The organism is Actinoplanes sp. NBC_00393 (genome assembly GCF_036053395.1).
Classification (GTDB): domain Bacteria; phylum Actinomycetota; class Actinomycetes; order Mycobacteriales; family Micromonosporaceae; genus Actinoplanes.
Window position 1 is genome coordinate 4,040,767 of the sequence record NZ_CP107942.1, and the last position, 18,480, is coordinate 4,059,246.

The 18,480-nt window shown below is 73.1% G+C and carries 15 protein-coding genes; 11 read left to right on the plus strand and 4 right to left on the minus strand.

Translation table 11 applies throughout. The features are described from left to right. The first annotated feature begins 57 nt into the window (after positions 1-57). The 9 genes from OHA21_RS19055 (at position 58) to OHA21_RS19095 (ending at position 9,708) form a co-directional block, all read left to right on the plus strand. Entirely contained in the window at positions 58-432 is a 375-nt protein-coding gene (locus tag OHA21_RS19055) for a hypothetical protein (protein WP_328475410.1), read from the plus strand. A gap of 14 nt (positions 433-446) precedes the next feature. Beyond that, positions 447-2,213: a hypothetical protein gene (locus OHA21_RS19060; RefSeq protein ID WP_328475411.1), complete on the plus strand. Its 1,767-nt coding sequence runs from the start codon at positions 447-449 to the stop codon at positions 2,211-2,213. Next, positions 2,210-2,425: a hypothetical protein gene (locus OHA21_RS19065; protein ID WP_328475412.1), complete on the plus strand. Its 216-nt coding sequence runs from the start codon at positions 2,210-2,212 to the stop codon at positions 2,423-2,425. Before OHA21_RS19060 ends, OHA21_RS19065 begins: the two co-directional genes overlap by 4 nt. Before the next feature lie 2 nt (positions 2,426-2,427). Continuing rightward, the gene (locus OHA21_RS19070; RefSeq protein ID WP_328475413.1) at positions 2,428-2,973 is read left to right on the plus strand and encodes a hypothetical protein; all 546 of its coding nucleotides are present in this window, start codon (positions 2,428-2,430) and stop codon (positions 2,971-2,973) included. 13 nt (positions 2,974-2,986) lie between these two features. Continuing rightward, positions 2,987-4,549, plus strand: a complete 1,563-nt coding sequence (locus OHA21_RS19075; protein ID WP_328475414.1) for an AAA family ATPase — start codon at positions 2,987-2,989, stop codon at positions 4,547-4,549. Positions 4,550-4,848: 299 nt separating this feature from the next. After that, complete coding sequence (locus tag OHA21_RS19080; RefSeq protein ID WP_328475415.1) at positions 4,849-5,451, plus strand: hypothetical protein; 603 nt, start codon at positions 4,849-4,851, stop codon at positions 5,449-5,451. Then, the gene (locus OHA21_RS19085; RefSeq protein WP_328475416.1) at positions 5,448-6,179 is read left to right on the plus strand and encodes a hypothetical protein; all 732 of its coding nucleotides are present in this window, start codon (positions 5,448-5,450) and stop codon (positions 6,177-6,179) included. The genes OHA21_RS19080 and OHA21_RS19085 overlap by 4 nt, the downstream gene beginning before the upstream one ends. 105 nt (positions 6,180-6,284) lie before the next feature. Beyond that, positions 6,285-7,301, plus strand: a complete 1,017-nt coding sequence (locus OHA21_RS19090) for a helix-turn-helix domain-containing protein (protein ID WP_328475417.1) — start codon at positions 6,285-6,287, stop codon at positions 7,299-7,301. A 58-nt stretch (positions 7,302-7,359) separates the two neighbouring features. Next, positions 7,360-9,708: an ATP-binding protein gene (locus OHA21_RS19095; RefSeq protein ID WP_328475418.1), complete on the plus strand. Its 2,349-nt coding sequence runs from the start codon at positions 7,360-7,362 to the stop codon at positions 9,706-9,708. A gap of 6 nt (positions 9,709-9,714) precedes the next feature. On the opposite strand, the gene OHA21_RS19100 is transcribed toward OHA21_RS19095, so the two are convergent. The 4 genes from OHA21_RS19100 to OHA21_RS19115 are packed head-to-tail and all read right to left on the minus strand — an operon-like array spanning position 9,715 to position 13,922. Then, positions 9,715-10,752: an FAD-dependent oxidoreductase gene (locus OHA21_RS19100; protein ID WP_328475419.1), complete on the minus strand. Its 1,038-nt coding sequence runs from the start codon at positions 10,750-10,752 to the stop codon at positions 9,715-9,717. A 10-nt stretch (positions 10,753-10,762) separates the two neighbouring features. Next, on the minus strand, positions 10,763-12,043 hold the full coding sequence (locus OHA21_RS19105; RefSeq protein ID WP_328475420.1) for a phenylacetate--CoA ligase family protein: 1,281 nt from the start codon (positions 12,041-12,043) through the stop codon (positions 10,763-10,765). Beyond that, on the minus strand, positions 12,028-13,134 hold the full coding sequence (locus OHA21_RS19110) for a 3-dehydroquinate synthase II family protein (protein WP_328475421.1): 1,107 nt from the start codon (positions 13,132-13,134) through the stop codon (positions 12,028-12,030). Before OHA21_RS19110 ends, OHA21_RS19105 begins: the two co-directional genes overlap by 16 nt. Continuing rightward, positions 13,131-13,922: a 2-amino-3,7-dideoxy-D-threo-hept-6-ulosonate synthase gene (locus OHA21_RS19115; RefSeq protein WP_328475422.1), complete on the minus strand. Its 792-nt coding sequence runs from the start codon at positions 13,920-13,922 to the stop codon at positions 13,131-13,133. The genes OHA21_RS19110 and OHA21_RS19115 overlap by 4 nt, the downstream gene beginning before the upstream one ends. Before the next feature lie 234 nt (positions 13,923-14,156). Between OHA21_RS19115 and OHA21_RS19120 the strand changes: the two genes are divergently transcribed. Together OHA21_RS19120 and OHA21_RS19125 are read left to right on the plus strand one after the other, a co-directional pair. Further along, positions 14,157-16,973 (plus strand): helix-turn-helix transcriptional regulator, encoded by a 2,817-nt coding sequence (locus OHA21_RS19120; RefSeq protein WP_328475423.1) that lies wholly within the window; start codon positions 14,157-14,159, stop codon positions 16,971-16,973. Between the two features lie 43 nt (positions 16,974-17,016). Then, the gene (locus OHA21_RS19125) at positions 17,017-18,456 is read left to right on the plus strand and encodes an FAD-dependent monooxygenase (RefSeq protein ID WP_328475424.1); all 1,440 of its coding nucleotides are present in this window, start codon (positions 17,017-17,019) and stop codon (positions 18,454-18,456) included. Positions 18,457-18,480: the final 24 nt, after the last annotated feature.

The window sequence follows — 18,480 nt, forward strand, 5'->3', positions numbered from 1 at the left end:
CGGAGGGTTGAATCGCGCGTCGATACCGGCCCGAAGAGCACCGCGAAAGATCAACAATTGTTCCGCCCGGATCAACGGAAGATCCGTAAGGCACGCCACGCCGGCATTTTCGAGGCCGTCCACCGCCTCGACGCCGGCCTGGACCCGGCGACCCGCAGCCAGCTCGCCGACTGGATCAAGGCGGAGTACGAGAGCGAGTTCGGCGACGTCCCGCTCGGCATGTTCGCCCTGTGCCACCTCGGCCCGCCGTACATCGACCATCGGCTCGACCTCTGGCAGTCGATCGTCGAGCACTACGCCCCCGCCGACGCCGTGCCACACCCGTTCTCCCAGGCCCGGATGCTGGTCCGTTCGGGCGCCTACGAGTTCGTCGAGGTCTACGCCAGCGGCGAGCTCAGACCAGTCCTCAAAGACGGCTCCGTCGTCACCTGAAGGGTCGAGAAGACGTGAGTGACAGAGACAGCGCCCTGCACAACAAGGTGGACCGGGTCGAAGGACTCGTGCTGCGGCTGGAGCAGGGAGTCGGCCTGGTCAGCACCCAGGTCGCCGGCGTCGAGCAGCGCACCGAGCAGGTCGACGGCCGCCTCGTGCAACTGACGCAGGCGTTCGAGGCGTACGTGGCGCAGGCCGAACGCGCCGCCCACCTGCAACGCGCCGAGACCCGCATCGGCGTGGTCGAGTCCCAGATCGAGCACCAGTACGGCCACTACAAGGTGGTCCGCCGCGTCGCCACCGGCATGCTCCAGGGCTTCGACCTCGGCCTGGTCTCCGACGACACGATGCGCGACGTCGGCGAGCAGCTGATGATGGAGACACCCCGCTACTGGCTGGCGCCCGTGCTGCTGGCCATGCGGCACTGGCTGGCCGACGAGCCCGAGGACTGCGAACGCGCCGTTCAGGAGGCGTTCCGCCGCTCCCCCAGCAAGACCTCGCTGTTCATGGCCCTCGTGCTGCGCCGCCAGGGCCGCCCGGAGAGTTCGCTGCGCTGGCTGCGGCACTTCCTCGCCGCGCTCGACCCGAACCAGCTGGGCCGCGAGTTCGCGATGATCCTGGAGAGCGTCTCGCAGGGCGCGTTCGGCCCGGCCGGGGTCGCGCTCGTGCAGGAACGCCTGGACGAGTGGCGGGCCACACTGCTCAGCGACGAGAGCAAGCAGCAGGCGCAGGTGGCCCGGTGGCGCGCCGAGGTGGAACGCTACGCCGCACCGTCGGCGCAGGCCCGGTTCCCCCGGCTGGCCGCGGTCTCCCCGCAGTGGCCGCAGATGGACCGGGTGCTGTCCCGCGCGGCCGTGCACGCGGCGCTGATCACCACCTACTCGGCGATGGCGGCCGAGGAGATCACCTCACCGGACCGCATCGAGGACCAGGTCGACGACCTGCTCGACCTGCTCGTCACCGGCTTCGACGACGAGGAACTGCCGCTGCGCCGCGAGCACGCCGAGAACGTCGCCGTGGTCCGGCACCACGGCGACCTGGCGGCGGCCCGGCACGACCTGGACACCGACCTGCTCGCCCTGGAGACCAAGCTCGACTTCCTCACCATCCAGAGCGAATCGGCGCTCAACCCGGCGAAGCTCGGTGTCAGCCGGGCCACCCAGCGGATGGCGATCTCCTCCTGCCACGAGTGGTTCGCCCGGGCACACGCCGCCTACAGCCGGGATTACCGGACGGAGCTGCCGTCCAACGTCGAGGCGGTCTTCGAGCAGTCGCACCAGGTGCTGGGCGCGGTCTTCGGGCTGCCCCGCTGGGTCGGGTCGTTCACCCAGCCGATGGAGGAGCTGGAACGCTCGCTGACCGAGCACTGGGACCGGGCGGCGCAGCCGTTCATCGAGAGTTTCGCCTACAACTGGCGCCGCAACGCGATCGCGCCGATCGCGGTCACCGTGGTCCTGGCGATCTGCCTCGGCAACATCAATCCGGCCGCGGTCCTCATCGCCCTGCTCGTGGGCGGGGTGTGGGGCCTGGTCCTGTGGACCCAGGCGCAGAAGGCCGAGGAACGCCAGCGGCAGGCCTACGAGCAGGTGGAGCGGGCCAAACAGGACTCGCTGCAGCAACTGCGCGGGGCCGGCGCCGAGCTCGTCGACTGGACCACCGCGTTCCAGCAGGCCGACCGGCGCGAGACCGAGGTCCGCACGATGATCGCCGATCTGGCCACCGCCGGCGCCGGGGCCACCCCGTACGAGCGGCGCGTCACCGAACAGGGGAGCCTCCGATGACCTACCCGACCAACGGGCACATCCCGGCACAGGCCAAGGCGCCGGTGGCCTTCCCGGCCCGGGCGGCCGCCGACGACAGCGTCCCCTGGGCCCGGCAGGGCAGCCACCAGGAACGGGCGACCGCCCGCAACCGCCGGATGGTACGCAGCCTGCCGGACTGGGACCCGCTGCCGCCCGGCGAGATCCTCGTCCACCGGCACCGGCGGGACTGACGATGTGGGTGACCGGAGGAGCGTTCCAGATCTGGGCGTCGTTCCTGGAGCGGTGGGCGGCCGGCGAGCCGGGTGACGTCTCCACGCTGCCCGTGCTCGCCCCCGGCGACTTCGCCGGGGACGGGTGGGCACGGCTGATGAACCGGATCACCGAGGCCCTCAACAAACGCCTCGTCACCTGGTCGGAGACCCTGTCGCGGGAGCTGTCCGCGGCACCCGACGAGTTCGCCGCGGCGCGGGCGCTCAACCACGCCCGCTGGGGGCTGCCGCCGATCCGGGAGCTCGCCGCCGCGCCCGCTCTGCCGGAGGAGGCGCGTACCCGGCTGACCGGGATCGTCGACAGCCAGGTCGCCTCCATCCAGCAGCAACTCGACGAGCACGTGCAGCGGCTGCGCCGCGCCGGGGTGCCGAACCGGGCCGTCGAGGCGCGGCTGCGCACCATCCGGGACAACCCGCTGACCGCGGTGACCAGCGGACCGCACGTCACCGGGGGCGGCTGGGCCGCCGACCCGACCACGGCGCCCCGGCGCCGGGTGATCATCGACTGACCCAGAGGTAGGTATGTCGAACTACGACGAGGCCCTCAAGGATCTCGACAGCTACATCTCCGCCCGGGTACCGATCATCGGGGTCCGCAGCATGGAGCAGACCCGGGCGTTGCGCCTGATCAAACAGGTGGCGTCCAGCCCGCGCCGGGCCGGTCTGCCGTTCTGGATCTACACCCGGGCTACCGGGCTGCGGGATCTGCGGACCAACAGCCCGGCGCAGGAGGACCGCTCGCTCACCGGCGCGATGGACTTCGCGGCCCAGCAGTTCGCCAGCCGCGGGCAGGCCACCGTGATCTTCGTGGACCCCGAGGACCTCAGCGACGACAACACCGCCAGCCGGCACGTCGCCGAACTGGCCCGGTTGGCTGACGCCAACTCGGGCAGCCTGATCATCCTCACCGACACCCCGCTGTGGGGCGGCCTGGAACGGCTCGGCATGAGCGTCACCCTGGATCTGCCCGACGCCAATGAGATGTACGAGGTGATCGTCGATTTCCTCCGCGACCACCACGGCGTCGTCCCGATCGCCTGGACCGAAGAGGACGCCCGGCGGGCCGCCGAGTTCCTGGTCGGCGTCCCGGAGGGCACCGCCATAAACGTGATGGCCACCCTGGTGGCCCGCGGCACGGTCGAGAAGAGCGACGTGCAGCACCTCGCCGAGTTCAAGGACAAGCACTTCGGCGCCCTGGCCGGCCTGGAACGGGTGCGGCTCAAGCAGTCGGACACCGAGGTCGGCGGGCTCACCAGCCTGCGCGCCTGGCTGCGCCGCAAACAGAAGATCATGGTGTCCGACCTGCGCGGCACCGAGCTGCGGCCACCGCGTGGCGTGCTGCTGGTCGGGGTGCCCGGCTGCGGCAAGTCACTGTCGGCCAAGGCGATCTCCGCCGAGTGGCAGCTCCCGCTCTACCGCCTCGACCTCGGCGCGATCCTCGGCCAGTACGTGGGCCAGTCCGAGGCCCGCCTGCGGGAGGCGCTGGACACCGCGGACCGGCTCGCTCCCTGCATCCTGTGGATCGACGAGATCGAGAAGGGCCTGGCCGGGCAGAACGACAGCACCGGCGTGAACCGCCGCCTCGTCGGGCAGTTCCTGTTCTGGTTGCAGGAGTCGCGGCACCGGGTGTTCGTGGTCGCCACCAGCAACGACGTCCGCTCGCTGCCGCCGGAGCTGCTGCGCAAGGGCCGCTTCGACGAGCTGTTCTTCGTCGACCTGCCGGAGGCGCCGGACCGGCAGGAGATCATCGGCATGTACTACCGGCGGTACGTGAAGCAGGACCTGCCCGGCGAGCTGCTGGACAAGCTGGTCGGGCTCTCCGAGGGCTTCGCCGGCTCCGATCTGGAGGCGGCGCTGCACGAGGTCGGTGAGCAGATCTATCTGAACGGGCCGGAGTCGCTGCGCAGCGAGTTCGTGATCGACACGTTCGCGAACACGTTCCCGCTGAGCCGGACCAATCCGGAGCAGATCGAGGAGATCCGGGCGTGGGGCCGGGAGCGGGCCGTCCCGGCCGGCAAGGCGCCGACACCCGCTACCTCGGACACCAGCCCCAGCCGCCGGCGCGTCGTGGTCTTCGGGGACTGATCACCATGTCCGACCGTGATGAGCCGCGCGGACTCTGGGACCCGACCGCCTTCCTGCGGCCTGACGAGGAGCCGAGCGGCGTACCCCACAGGCCCGAACCGCAACCACCGGCCGGCCCGCCGCCACCCCGGCCACCGCAAGGCATGCCCCCGCCGCGGCCGCCACAAGGAATGCCACCACAAGGCATGCCTCCGCCGCCGAGCATGCCGCCACCCCCGCCGCCGCACAGCGCGCCACCGGAATCGGCCCCGGTCGCACCGTCTTCCGGCGGCCTCGGCCGGCTGCCGATCATGGCCGGGGTGGCGGTGGCAGTCGTGCTTGCGGTGGCGGTCGTGCTGTTCGTCGCTCTACGGCCGAGTGCGGACCCCGCGGCGCCGAACGGCACCAGCGGTCAGGCGAACGACGCCGGGACGCAGACCACCTACGACCCGGAGCCGGAAACCGCGCAGCCCTACACCGAGCCGGCCACCGAGAACTTCACCGAGGAGCCCGACCCGAACGACGCGGCGCTGGCCACGCTGGAGGAGCTCTACCTGCGAGACCAGGGCAAGGTCTCGTTCGACGGTCAGCCGGCCGCGCAGATCGCCTCGAAGTATCCGGGCATCGAGGATCCGCTGCAGACCACCGAGGACGGATCGCACGTCTTCGAGGCCGCCGACATCCTCGCCGAGCACCAGCGGCTGCGCGAGCAGCACGACAGCCTCGAGCATCCGGTGATCCTGCTCAAGAGCACCGACTACGGAAAACGGCAGTCGATCAACGGCAACTTCCTCTGGGTGACCTTCGCTGTGGGTGACTTCGCGGACCGGCAGGCCGTGCTGGACTGGTGTGCCGAGCAGTTCGCTGATCTGTCCACGGCGGAACGGGGGAACCAGTGCGTCGTCGGTCGGCTACGGCCATGAGCAACGACCAGCCACCGTGGGCGCGGCCCCGCGCCTCCGACAGGCCGAATCCACCGCCCGGCAGCCCCGGCCCGTCGGCGGGCCGCCGGAGCCCACTGACCGGCGCGACGCCCGGCCGGCCTGGTCCACCGCCGGGCCGGCGGCCCCCGCCCCCGCCCGCACCGGCTTCCGCTGACCGCGCTGCGGAACCGGCTGCCGCCGACCCGCACGCCGGTGTCATCACCGGACCGATCAAGATCAACCGGCCGACGTACTCCCGGAAGTCGGTCCCCGGCCTGCTCGCCGTCTCCGCGGCCGCCCTGATCAGCATCGCCGCCCTGGCCGGCCGCGCGCTGATCGGCGGCATGAGCGCCGTCGCCTTCCTGGTAGGACTGCTGCTGCCGCTCCTCTGCGTCGCCGCGGTCGCCGCCGGACACCGCTACACCCGGTCCACCGGCGGCCACGACGCCGTCTGGAGCTTCGGGATCCGCACCGCTGACGGCGCCACCGTCCCGGTCTCGCTGCGCACCGACGCACCCCGCGACGCGCTCCGGACCGGCGATCTGGTCCGGCTCGACAAGGGCCGTCGCGGTTCGGTCCGCGCTGTCGAGGTCCTGCACACCCTGAACGGCGCGCCGGTGCGCCGCGTTCAGGCCCACGCTGCCCTCTCCCCGATCCAGTGGGCCGGCTTCGCCCTCGCCGCCGCCCTGCTCCTGGTCAGCGCGATCACCCTGCTGGGCTGGTGGTGATACTGCCGGGTGTACGACTGTGAACTTCGGCGAATGCGCTACTTGTAGCGCATCCGGCCGCGCAATCACCCGCACCATCGGAGTCCGACCCCACGAGGAGGACCGATGGCACAGTCACTTCCCCTGATCGGGCGGGATCGGGAGATGCGGTGCTTCGCCGCGCTGCTCGACCGGCTCGGCCCGGACCGGCCCGCCGTGGTGCTGGTCGACGGCCCGGCGGACAGCGGGCGGGCCCGGCTGCTGCACGAGTTCGCCGCACAGGCCCGCCGGCGGAATCTGACCTTCACCACCGGGCCGGACCGGATCGTGTTAGGGCCGGTGACTGAGACGGCCGAGGTCCACCGGCTGCGGCTGGCACCGCTGGCCGCCGATGACGTCCGGCGTCTGATCACCGCCATGCTGCCCCGGATGCGCCCCGGCGACCGGCTGCTCGACCTGGCCCGGGTGGCGGCGGGCCGGCCCGGCGCGGTGGTCCGGCTGATCGCCGCGCTGCGTGCCGAAGGGCTGTTGCGGATCAGTGACGGCATTGTCGTACCGGTGCCGGCCCGGCTTCCGGAGAGCACCCGCGCCCGGCTGGCCGACCGCCTGGCCGGGCTCTCCCCGGCCGGCCGCCACCTGTTGCAGGCTGCGACCGCGCTGCCCTCGCCGTTCGTCCCCGCCCGCCTCACCGGCCTGCTCGGCGGCACCGTCGTCACCCTGTTGCCGGCGATCGAGGAGGCGCTGGACTCCGGCCTGATCGTCGCCGCCGGAGACACCCTCGCCTTCAGCCACGAACTCGTCCGCCCGATCGTCGAGGCGTCGATGCCCCGCCCGGTGCTCACCGCGCTGCACCGCGAACGCACCGCCCGGACGCGGCCCCCGTCGGCTCACCGTGCTCCGCGTCCGTTCCTCGACCACGACGTCGACCTGGGCGTGCTCAGCGGACGCGAGCGGGAGATCGCCGAACTGGTGGCGCAGGCGCTGACCAACCAGCAGATCGCCGCGCGGGTCGGCCGGTCGCCGCACACGGTCAACTACCACCTGCGGCAGATCTTCCGCAAACTCGGGGTGGTCTCCCGGGTGGAACTGGTCGCGCTGCTGCGGCGCCGGCCGCACCTCGGGGAGTATCCCCTGCCCGGCTGATGGCACAGGCCTGCCGGACGGTCCGCATCTATGCTGCGAGTGTCGCGGGGAGGGCTGCGTGGGCGAGACAGCGCGAGGGCAGCGGCGGCGGGGCAATCTGCCGGCCGAGTTGTCGAGCTTTGTGGACCGGGTCGACGAGCGGGCGGCTGTCAAACGGCTACTGACAGCCTCGCGGCTGGTCACGGTGACCGGAGTCGGCGGGGTGGGCAAGACGCGTACGGTGCTGCGAGTCGCGGCGGAAGTGCAGCGGGCGTTCCCGGACGGCGTGTGGCTGGTCGACCTGTCCTCGCTCGCCCAGGCCGATCTGTTGGCCGAGACCGTGGCCCACGCGCTGGGGCTGCGTGATCAGTCGACCCGCCCGCAGGCCGAGTCGCTGGCGGAGTACCTGGCCCCCCGGCGGCTGCTGCTGGTGCTGGACAACTGCGAGCACCTCGCCGACGCGTGCGCGCAGTTGGTCGAGGAGCTGCTGCGCGCGGCCCCGACCCTGCAGATCCTGGTGACCAGCCGGCAGCCCCTCGCGGTACAGGGCGAGCACGTCTTCCCGCTGTCCCCGTTGACCGTGCCCGACCCCGAGCGGTACGCCGGTGGCGCCGCGGCCCGCGAGCCGGACGCAGCCGTGGTGCTGTTCGCGGAGCGGGCGCGGGCGGCCTCGCCGACGTTCACGCTGACCGGGGACAACCAGGTCGCGGTGGTCCGGCTGTGCCGGGAGCTGGACGGCATTCCGCTCGCGATCGAGCTGGCCGCGGTACGCAGCCGGGCGTTCTCCGTACAGCAGATCGCGGGTTTGCTCGAGGGCCGTTTCGCCGACCGGTTCACCCTGCTCAGCGGCAGCTCGGTGGCCGGCCGGCACGAGTCGCTGCGCACCGCGATCGACTGGAGTCACGAGCTGTGCACGCGGGCCGAGGGTCTGCTCTGGTCCCGGGTGTCGGTGTTCGCCGGCGACTTCGACCTGGCCGCCGCGCAGGAGGTGTGCGCCGACGATCTGCTGCCCGGCGCCGACATGCTGCACCTGGTGGCCGGCCTGGTCGACAAGTCGATCCTGCTCGGCGAGGAGCACCCTTCCGGCACGCGCTACCGCCTGCTCGACACCCTGCGCGAGTACGGCCGCGATCTGTACCGGGCCGGCGGCGAGGAGCAGTGGCTCCGGCGCCGGCACCGGGACTACTACCTGCGGCTGGCCGAGCGGTTCGACGCCGAGTGGTGCGGGCCCGGCCAGGTCACCTGGTACGAGCGGCTCAGCCGGGAACAGGCGAACCTGATGGCCGCGCTGGACCACTGCCTCGCCGACCCGGCCGAGCACCGGGCCGGTCTCGAGCTGGCTGCGGCGCTGCTGTACTTCTGGATGGCCTGCGGGCACCCGCGCGAGGGCCGGCACTACCTCGATCGGCTGCTCGCGCCGGAGCATCCGCCGAGTGAAGCGCTGACCAGGGCGCTGTGGGTCGCCGGCATGGTGACCGCGATGCAGGGCGACCTGGACGCCGCCCAGGCGCGGCTCGCGCAGTGCCGGCCGCACGCTGCGGCGCAGGGCGACATCGTGGCCGCCGGCTGGATCGCGTACATCGACGGTCTGTGCGCCCTTCTCCGGGGAGATCCGGGCGCCGCGCTGGCGTACGCGGAGGAGTCGGCCACCCTGCACCGCAACGGCGGCGACCCGGCGACCGGCCTGATCATCGCGCTCACGATGCAGTGCATCGCGTTTGCTTTCGCCGGGCAGTTCGACCGCGACATCGCCGTCACCGAGCAGACCTGGGCGCTGTGCGACGAGTACCACGAGCTCTGGTTGCGCTCGTACGCCGACTACATGCGCGCCCTGGCTGAACTGGGTCGCGGCGATCCGCCGGCGGCGGTCGGCTACAGCCGCGCCGCCCTGCGCTTCAAACGGCAACTGGGCGACAGCACCGGCTGTGCGATGGCCATGGATGTGCTCGCCGGCGCCACCGCGGCTCTCGGTGAGGGGGAACGAGCCGCCCGGCTGCTGGGCATCGCCGACCGCCTGTGGCAATCCGTCGGCCGCTCGCGGCTCGGCTCCCCCGACCTGGTCGCGGCGGGCGCACAGGTCGAACAACAGGCCCGGCAGAAGACCGGCGACAAAGGCTTCGAAACCGCCCACGCCGACGGGCTCGCCCTGGACCTGACCGCGGCCGTCGACTACGCGCTCGGCGAGTCGTCACCGAACGCGGCCGGTGACCCGGCGCAGCGAGCCGGCTGGGCGCCGCTGACCCGGCGTGAGCGCGAAGTCGCGGTGCTGGTCGCCGACGGCATGACCAACCAGCAGATCGCCGACCGGCTGGTGATCGGCCGGCGCACCGCGAACACCCACGTCGAACACATCCTGACCAAGCTGGACTTCACGTCGCGCGCCCAGATCGCGGCATGGGTCGCCCAGCAACGCGACGACTCCCGTTAGAGGTGGTCAAGCGCGGTGACCGTAGAGCCAGTCGTGGGAGCCCGGCGAGGCCGCGGCCAGGGCCCGGTCCCGGTCGCGCTGCTCGGGGCCGTCCGGCAGCAGGTGTACGCGCGACCCGGCCCGCGACAGCTCGAAAACGCGCTGCACCCGGTCCCGGCGCGCCGCGTGGTACCGGGCGAACGCGTCCGGCCCGCCGAGGCATCCGGCCAGGGTGACCGCGTCCTCGATGGCCTGGGCGGCGCCCTGGGCGATGAACGGCAGCATCGGGTGCGCGGCGTCGCCGGCCAGCACGACCCGGCCCTGATGCCAGGCCGGCAACGGCGCACGGTCGTACAGTGTCCGGCGGTCGAAACCGGCGGCCAGGCTGATCAGGCCGCGCACCGCGGGGTTCCATCCGGTGAACGAGGACCGCGGGTCGTCACCGGGCGTGACCACGACCAGGTTGAGCCGGTCCGCACCGATCGGGTACGCCACGCAGTTGCGCCCGGGCCCGAGCCACACCACGACCCGATCCGGTGCGGTGAACGCGCTCGCCTGCGCGAGGGGCAGCACCGCCCGGTGGGCGACGAAACCACTGTCCCGCGGCGGCTGCGCCCGGAACAGGGCGCGTGTCGCCGAGTGCAGGCCGTCCGCGCCGATCACCGCGTCGAACCGCTCGGTTGCGCCGCCCGCGAGCTCGATGGTGCCGTCCTCGTGGACGGCCGTGCAGCGGTGATCGAGCCGTACCGGCGCCTGTCGCAGCGCGGCGACCAGCGCGCCGCGCCGCATCGTGAAATAGGGAACCGGATAGCGGTCGAGGCCGGTGCGGGTGAGCACCGTGTCGTCCTGCCAGCGCCGCAACTCGCGCTGACCGACTTGGATCGCGTCGTCCAGCCGCACCCCGAGGTCCAGCAGTTCGGCCGCCGCGTTCGGGGAGAGCTGGATCCCGGCCCCCTCGTCCGGGATCCGGTCGCCGCGTTCGAAGACCACGCAGCCGACGTTGCGGCGGGCGAGCGCGAGCGCCGCGGTCAGGCCGGCGATCCCCGCGCCGACGATGGCGATCATCGGCTTCCTCTCAGTAGTAGCGCAGGGCCCGGTTCCAGTCCTCGCCGTCGGTGAACAGGCCGCGAGGCTTCATCACCTCCGGCGCCGCGGTCAGCACGTGCTCCGGCACCAGCGCGCCCGGCGGCAGGGCCTCGGCACGGACTTCGATCGGGTACGCCGTACCGATCGCCGCGTCCAGATCGCGCACCGCCTGCTCGGCGTGCCCGGCGTCCACCTCGATCTGGACGTGCAGCCCGCCGGCACTGTGCCGGGCCCGCCAGAACAGCACGCCGTACTCGGCGGGCAGTCCGAAAACGATCTCCTCGAGGCCGAGCTGGGTCAGACCCGCACCGGCGGCGAACCGGCCCAGCACCCGCACGACCGGTAATGCCCATCCACACCGGCAGTCCTCGTTGGTCACCTCGACCCGGTCGCCGATGTGGTAGCGCACCAGCGGCATCGCCTCCCGGAACAGCGGCGTCACGACCAGCTCCCCCGATCCCTCGGCGCTGATCCGCCCGGTCTGCGGGTCGTACACCTCGAAGATCGCCCGGTCGGCCCACAGGTGCAGGCTGCCGTGCGGACACTCGCCGGCCAGCCCGCCGGTCTCGCTGGCGCCGTATTCCTGCACCACCGGGACCTGCCACAGGTGCGCGATCCGGTCCCGGCGGGCCGGGCTCAGCGGCTCACCGGCCACCAGCAGCGCGCGCAACGCCGGGAAGTCACGGCCCGGCTGCAGCCCGGCGTGCCGCGCCGCAGCCGCCCACACCAGGGCGTCCGTCGGCAGCGACCAGGTCAGCGTGACGTCCAGGTCGTGCAGGAGACGGACCACTTTGGCGTACGGGGTGGCCAGCGACCGATTGTCCGCCGGCACCACCGTCGCCCCGCACGCCCGCGCCGCCGCATGGGCCACGTGACCGGTAAGCATCAGCGCGTACGGTGTCCGCACCAGAAACGTGTCGCCCGGCCCGATCCCGACGTGCATCCGCGCGTACCGGTCGACCAGATCCACCCAGTCACCCTCGGTGTAGTACGACGCCGTCGGCGTCCCGGTAGTGCCGCTGGACTCGTGATAGGTCGCGAGCCGCGACCGGTCCACCGCCAGCATCCCGAACGGATACGCGTCCCGCAGATCCGCCTTGCTCGTCAGCGGGCACTCGGCGAGCGTCTCACCGAGCCGCCCGCGGTAGAACGGCGACGCGGACGCCGCCGCCAGCGTCTGCGGCAGCACCGACTCCTGCAGTTTCGCCAGGCCGGCGAAGTCCGCCCAGTCCCCGATCCGGGGCAGCCGCGCGTTCACAGCTCGTGACACAGTTCGTCGATCGGGTAGCCGACGTGGCGTTCCCGTCCGGGCAGGTATCCGAGCACCTCGTCGCCGGGTCTGAGCTCGGTCGAGTTGTGCACCACGCCGCCGGGGCCGAGCACCCGGACGTGCCAGTCGTCCTGCACGATCAGGTTGAGCTGCTCGCCGGTGGGCGCGACCGCGTCGATCGCCAGCAGCGGCCGGGTCTCGATCTTGACCCGGCCGACCGTGACCGGCCGGGTCCGCCCGTCGGCGCGGACCGCGAGGACCGTGGCGCCCGCCTGCAGCTCGCACAGATAGCGGGTCCGCTCGGTGTCGGTCAGCGTGTACGACATGATCGCCCCGGCGTTGACCCGGAACGGCCGCATCGGCATGTACGGCAACGGGTGGGTCTCGCTCACGCAGAGCAGCAGTCCCCGTGACCGCGACCCGACCAGGATCCCCTCGTCCTGCCCGAGATAGGAGCAGGTGTCCACGCAGGCCCGCTCCCCCGAGCCGCTGTGCCGCACCCCGGTGACGGTCAGCGTGACCAGCTCCAGGTCGGGCGAGCGGCGCCGGACCACCTCGATCAGCTTGGTGGCGTCGCCCGGCCCGCCCGGCCGCAGCAGCACCCCGTCCGGACCACGCTCCAGCACGTTCAGGTGGACCGACGCCTCCTCGATGCTGTCCACCTCGGTGATGATGCGCCCGGTCGCGCCGTCCGCGGCGGCCAGCACGATCTCCAGCGGGATGTGGGTCGGGTCGTGGAACCGCAGCACGGTCAGCTCGTCGCGACGGACGCGTTCGCAGGCCAGATCCAGGCTCGCGGCGTCGACCACGTCCACCCGGCTGCCGAACCGCACCCCCAGGTACTGTCCGGCGAAACGGGCCGGTTCGCCGTGCCGGACCGGGTCGACGAGCACGACTCCGCAGTCGCCCAGCTCGGCGGGCATCTCGTCGCGCACGACCAGCACCCGTGTCACGCTGAGCGGCAGGCCGGCCAGGTCGGCCGGATCGTCCGCCACGATCGCCTCGAACCCCTGGTGGACGGCCTCCTCGGCGACCTCGCGCCGCCACTGATCCGCGGCCCGCAGGTCGAGCCAGCACTCCCGGCGCCTCATCGCACACCCGCCGGCGTCCGGTCGTGCACCACCGCGGACAGCCGGCGCAGCACCGCCGCCGGATCGTCGTCGGTGAACACGACCCGCCCGGCCGCCACCCCGGCGGCGCCGGCCCGCATCGCCGCCGCCATCCGCGCGAGCACCGCTTCCGCGCCGGCCTGCGGGGAGCCGCCGGCGGCCAGCACCGGGACGGCCGCGCCCGCGATGATCCGGGCGGTCGCCGCCGGGTCCTCCGGCAGCGCCGTCTTGACCAGGTCGGCGCCCATCTCCGCGGCCACCGCGACGGCGTGCGCCACCAGGCCGGGCGAACGGTCGTCGCGGACCGCGGGGCCGCGCACGTACATCATCGCCAGCAGCGGCACCGACCAGCGGTCGCAGGCCCGGGCCACCTCGGCCAGGTGGGCGATCTGCGCGGCCTCGGTCCGCGAGCCCGCGTTGACGTGGACGCTGACCGCGTGCGCGCCCAGCCGCAGCGCCTCCTCGACGGTCGCGACCGGGTACTTGGCGTCCGGGTCGGCCGACATCCGCGTGCTCGCGTTGAGCTGCACGATCAGCGACAGGTCGCGGAACCGGGCCGGGCGGACCCGGCGCGCGGCCCCCTTGTGCAGCACCACGCCGTCCGCGCCGTGCTCGGCGAGCTGGGCGACCAGGACGTCCAGGTCGCCGTCGGAGCGCAGCGGGCCGGCGCCCACCGCGTGGTCGAGCGGTACGAGGAGCAGACCCGAGCCACCGTGCCGGCTCAGGTGCCCCAGGCGCAGCCGCCGCCCGAAGGATTCGTTCGCGTACATGGCACTGTCCTTTCCGGGTGGTCATCACTGACAGTGATGGACGCTAGCGACGGCTCTGCGGCCGTCCCACTGCTCAGACGAGTGGCCCACTCCGAAGGCTCCGACATATCCGCAGGTCAGACCCGCCATCGGAGAAGCGGGGCGGATTGTCCTCACCGAACGAGTAGTTGCGGAAGCTGCGCGCTGTGATAGGTATGCATCGACGGCGTCCGCCACTATCGACGGGAGGTCGGCATGGTCTGGCAGCCTTTCGGCCGCACGGCCGAGATCGATGCGCTCACCCGGATCGTGGACGACACCGCCGCCGGCGCGGGCGGCTGGCACACCCTGGTCGGCGCCGCCGGCATCGGCAAGTCGCGGCTCGTCCAGGTGACGCTCCAGCACGCCGCCGACCGGAAGATCGCCGTCGCGGCCCGCGAAGCCTTCCAGCTCGACCAGGCCGCGCCGCTGGTCACCCTGGCCGGCGCGCTGCGCGACTGCGCACCGGAATCCGCGGCGCTCGACTGGCTCGCCCGGCACGAGCCGGAGCGCTCCGACCCGTTCGGCACCCTGCAACGGCTGCGGACGTCGCTGGAGCGGGCCGCCCGGGAACGCCCGCTGCTGATCGTGATCGACGACGCCCAGTGGATGGACGAGCTGAGCGCCCTCGCCATCCGCGATCTGGTCCCGGCGCTCGCCTCCTCCCCGGTGCGCTGGCTGCTCGCCCACCGCCCGCCGACCACCGGTGACCGGGAGACGCCGGGTCACCAGGTGCTGCGGTGGCTGAACCGGGACGGCGACCGGGCCATCAAGGTCGGCCCGCTGGACGAGCCGGCCATCGTCCAGCTCTGCACCGAGGTCGTCGGCGCCGAGGTGGACAACACCGTGGTGGCGCTCGCGCTGTCCTGCGGCGGCAACCCGCTGCGCACCGAGCAGCTGCTCAAGGCGCTGGTCGCCACCGGCCAGCTGAAACTCAACAACGGGATCGGCTCGGTCGTCGGGGACGATCTGCCGTCCAGCTTCGTCGACTCGGTCCGCGAGCTGCTCGACACGCTGACCCCGGCGGCCGGCCGCCTGCTGCGGGCCGCCTCGGTGTTCCGGCGCCCGTTCGACATCGAGGAGATCGCCCGGCTCACCGGCCGGCCCGCGCTGGACGTCTATCCGCAGGTCGCCGAGGCGATGACCGACTTCCTGGTGGAGGACACCCTCGGCGGGCTCACGTTCGCGCACGACCTGGTCCGGCAGGCGGTCTACAGCACGTTGCCGCACAGCATGCGCGAACAGCTGCACCGCGCGACGGCGGCGATCGCCCGCGACACCGGCCGCCCGGCCCTCGAGATCGCCGAGCACCAGTTGCACAGCGGTCCCGCCGGGGCGGCCGACGCGGTCCGGATGGTCCGGTCGATGGCCCGCGAGATCGCCCGGTACGCGCCCAGCGCCGCCGCCGACGTGATGCTGCGCGGCCTGGACAGCACCGCCGCCGACGACCCGGAACGCCCCGCGCTGATCGCCGACACGGTCGGCCTGCTCGCCGCGGCCGCCCGCCTCGGCGAGGCCCGCGAGCTCGGCGGCGAGGCGCTCGGCGCCGGCCTGGACCCGCAGACCGAGGCGCTACTGCTGCTCGGGCTCGCCGAGGCGTGCAAGCACGGCGGGCTCAACGAGAAGAGCGCCGGGTACGCCGACCAGGCGCTGCGGCACACCGAGATCCCGCCCGCCGTCCGGGCCCGGCTGCACGCGGTCCGCGCCCACGCCCTGTGCTACCTGGGCGACCTGACCGCCGCCGACGAGTCCGGAGCCCGCGCCGACACACTCGGCCGCTCCGGCGAGGAACCGGGCGCGGCCGTCTTCGGCCTGTCCGCGCGCAGCCTGGTCGCCTTCACCCAGGGCCGGCTGTACGACTCGCTGACCCACGCCCGCACCGCGACCGATCTGGCCGACGAGGCCGGCGGCGAGGCGGTGCACCGCCATCCCCGGATCTGGCTCGCCGCCGCGCTGATCGCCCTGGACGACTTCGACGGCGCCCAGCAGGTCATCCGGGACGGCCGGCGGGCGTCCGACCGGACCGGCGCGGCCTGGACCGAACCGCTCTGGCACCACTTCCAGAGCACCCTGCTGCACGCCACCGGCCGCCTCGACGAGGCCGCGGTGGAGGCCGAATCCGGTCTGGCCGTCGCCGAGCAGCACGGCGCGCACGCGCTGGCCATGCCGCTGCTGGGCATGCTGATGCGCGTCGCCGTGCTGCGCGGCGACCTCATCGCCGCGCAGGAACGCCTCGATCACGTACGCCGACTGGCCGCCGACGGCGTGACCCCGGTGCCCGAGGACGTGCTCTGGCCCGAAGCCGTCCTGCTCGACGCCACCGACGCCCAGCAGGACGCGTTCATCCTGCTCCGCGACCTGTACGCCGGACTGCCCGCCCGCCCCGCCCTGCTCGCCACCGACCCCGTCGCCGCCGCCGGCCTGACCCGCCTCGCTCACGGCACCGGCCACCCGGACGCGGCGGCATTGGTGGTCCGCGCCGCCCGCGAGTTCGCCGGGCGCAACCCCGGCTCGCACTCCGCCGCCGGCGCCGCCGCCCACGCCGACGGCCTGCACCGCGGCGACCTGACCCAGGTGCAGCGCGCCGTCGCCGAGTTCCGCCGGGCCGGCCGGCCGCTCGCCGTGGCCACCGCGCTGCAGGACGCCGCGGAACTCGGCCGCGCCACCGGCGGCGAGGCGCTGGCCTGGAGCGACGAGGCGCTGTCCATCCTGTCCGCGGCCGGTGCCACCGGCGCCTGCGCCCGGCTGCAGAGCCTGCGGGCCGGCTGGGGCTCCGCCGCACCCGACCGGGCCGCAGCCGCAGCCGACCGGGCCGCCACCGCCGCGATCTGCCTGCCGCAGTTGTCCCCGGCCGAACGCAAGGTGGCGCTGCAGGTCGGGCAGGGCCGCACCAACATCGAGATCGCGGACGCCCTGTTCATCTCCAAGCACACTGTGGACGCCCACCTGCGCAACATCTTCACCAAACTCGGCGTGCGCCGGCGGGCCGAACTCGCGGCCATCGTCGCCCGGGAGTGCCCGCCAACCACGTGAACACGGGATGTACGGGTGACGCGCCGGGATCGAGCATGGCAGGGTGACCACGCATATACGATCGACCGCCGCCGTGCGTACGCCCGTGCTCGTGGCCGGGGCCGGCGTGACCGGCGCGCTCACCGCGCTGGAGCTCGCGCACCACGGCGTGCCGAGCACCGTGGTGGAACGCTCCGGCGGCCCCTCCCGGTTCCCCGACCTGCAGCTGGTCAACGGCCGCAGCATGGAGCTGCTGCGCCGGCTGAACCTGGCCCGCCGGCTGCGATCGGACGAGGTGGACCCGCACCGCCCGGTCGACGTCGTGCTGGGCCGGGAGAAGACGACGGTGCGGTTGCTGCCGCCCGCCACCGAGCTGGAGATGTCGTACGCGCAGAGCGCCGACGGCACCGCGCCGCTGGAGCCCTACCTGTTGATCAAAGGACCGGATCTGATCGCCCGGCTGCGGCAGGCCCTGCACGCGCATCCGCTGATCGATCTGCGCCTGCGCTGGACGCTGACCGACATGCGCAGCGAACCGGACGGTGTGGCCGCCACCGTGATCGACGCCGACACCGGGCGACGGCATCTCGTCGAGAGCGCGTACCTGGCCGGCTGCGACGGGACGGACAGCACGGTGCGCCGCTGCGCCGGCCTCGGCCTGGAACCGTTCGGCCCGCCCGAGGCGCATTTCACCGTCTACTTCCGCAGCGCGGCCCTGGCCGGTGGGCGGGCCAACCCCACCGTGCTGATCACCGAGGACGCGACCGTGATCACCGGCCACGACACCGACATGTGCGTCGCCCACCTGCCGTTGTCCGCTGACGATCAGGCCGGCATCGGCGATCCGGCGGGCCTGCTGAGCTCACGGCTGGGCCTGTCCGCCGACCCGCCGCAGATCGTCGCCGTGGTGCAGCGGGCCGGCGCGCCGTCGATCGCCCGGTCCTACCGCCGGGACCGGGTCTTCCTGGCCGGTCGCGCCGCGCACCAGCCGGAGGCGCCCCGCGACGACGTGGACACCAGCGTCGGGGACGCGATCGCCCTGGGCTGGCGGCTGGCCGCGGCGATCCACGGGTGGGGCGACGACCGGCTGCTGGACGGCTACGCCACCGAACGCCGGCGGCAGGCCGTGCTCGACCACGAGTCGGACACCCGCACGGACGCCGACCGGTACGACCCGGCCGGCACCGCCGGGCATCGCGTCCCGTCGTTCCGGCTCACCGGCGGCGAGGAACTGCTCGACCGGCTGGGACCGCAGTTCACGCTCGCCGACGACACCCCTGGCCAGTACGGATGGCAGCTCGTCACGGCTGCGCGCGCGCGTGGCGTACCGATCCGGCACTTGTCGGTCGCCGGCTCGCCGGTGCCGGCCGCCTGGCCCGGCCGGCTCGTGCTGATCCGCCCGGACCAGCAGGTCGCCTGGTCGGCGGACGAGCCGCCGGCGGACTGCGACGAGGTCCTGGACAAGGTCATCGGCGTTCGTCACCGGTTATACGAAAACACGTGATAGCGCCCGTTCCGTGATTACGGC

Coding starts and splice junctions, on each gene's coding strand:
- OHA21_RS19110 (WP_328475421.1), bottom strand. CDS start 13,134: ATGAGGCGCCGGGAGTGCTGGCTCGACCTGCGGGCCGCGGATCAGTGG.
- OHA21_RS19115 (WP_328475422.1), bottom strand. CDS start 13,922: ATGTACGCGAACGAATCCTTCGGGCGGCGGCTGCGCCTGGGGCACCTG.
- OHA21_RS19070 (WP_328475413.1), top strand. CDS start 2,428: ATGTGGGTGACCGGAGGAGCGTTCCAGATCTGGGCGTCGTTCCTGGAG.
- OHA21_RS19120 (WP_328475423.1), top strand. CDS start 14,157: ATGGTCTGGCAGCCTTTCGGCCGCACGGCCGAGATCGATGCGCTCACC.
- OHA21_RS19065 (WP_328475412.1), top strand. CDS start 2,210: ATGACCTACCCGACCAACGGGCACATCCCGGCACAGGCCAAGGCGCCG.
- OHA21_RS19085 (WP_328475416.1), top strand. CDS start 5,448: ATGAGCAACGACCAGCCACCGTGGGCGCGGCCCCGCGCCTCCGACAGG.
- OHA21_RS19090 (WP_328475417.1), top strand. CDS start 6,285: ATGGCACAGTCACTTCCCCTGATCGGGCGGGATCGGGAGATGCGGTGC.
- OHA21_RS19075 (WP_328475414.1), top strand. CDS start 2,987: ATGTCGAACTACGACGAGGCCCTCAAGGATCTCGACAGCTACATCTCC.
- OHA21_RS19100 (WP_328475419.1), bottom strand. CDS start 10,752: ATGATCGCCATCGTCGGCGCGGGGATCGCCGGCCTGACCGCGGCGCTC.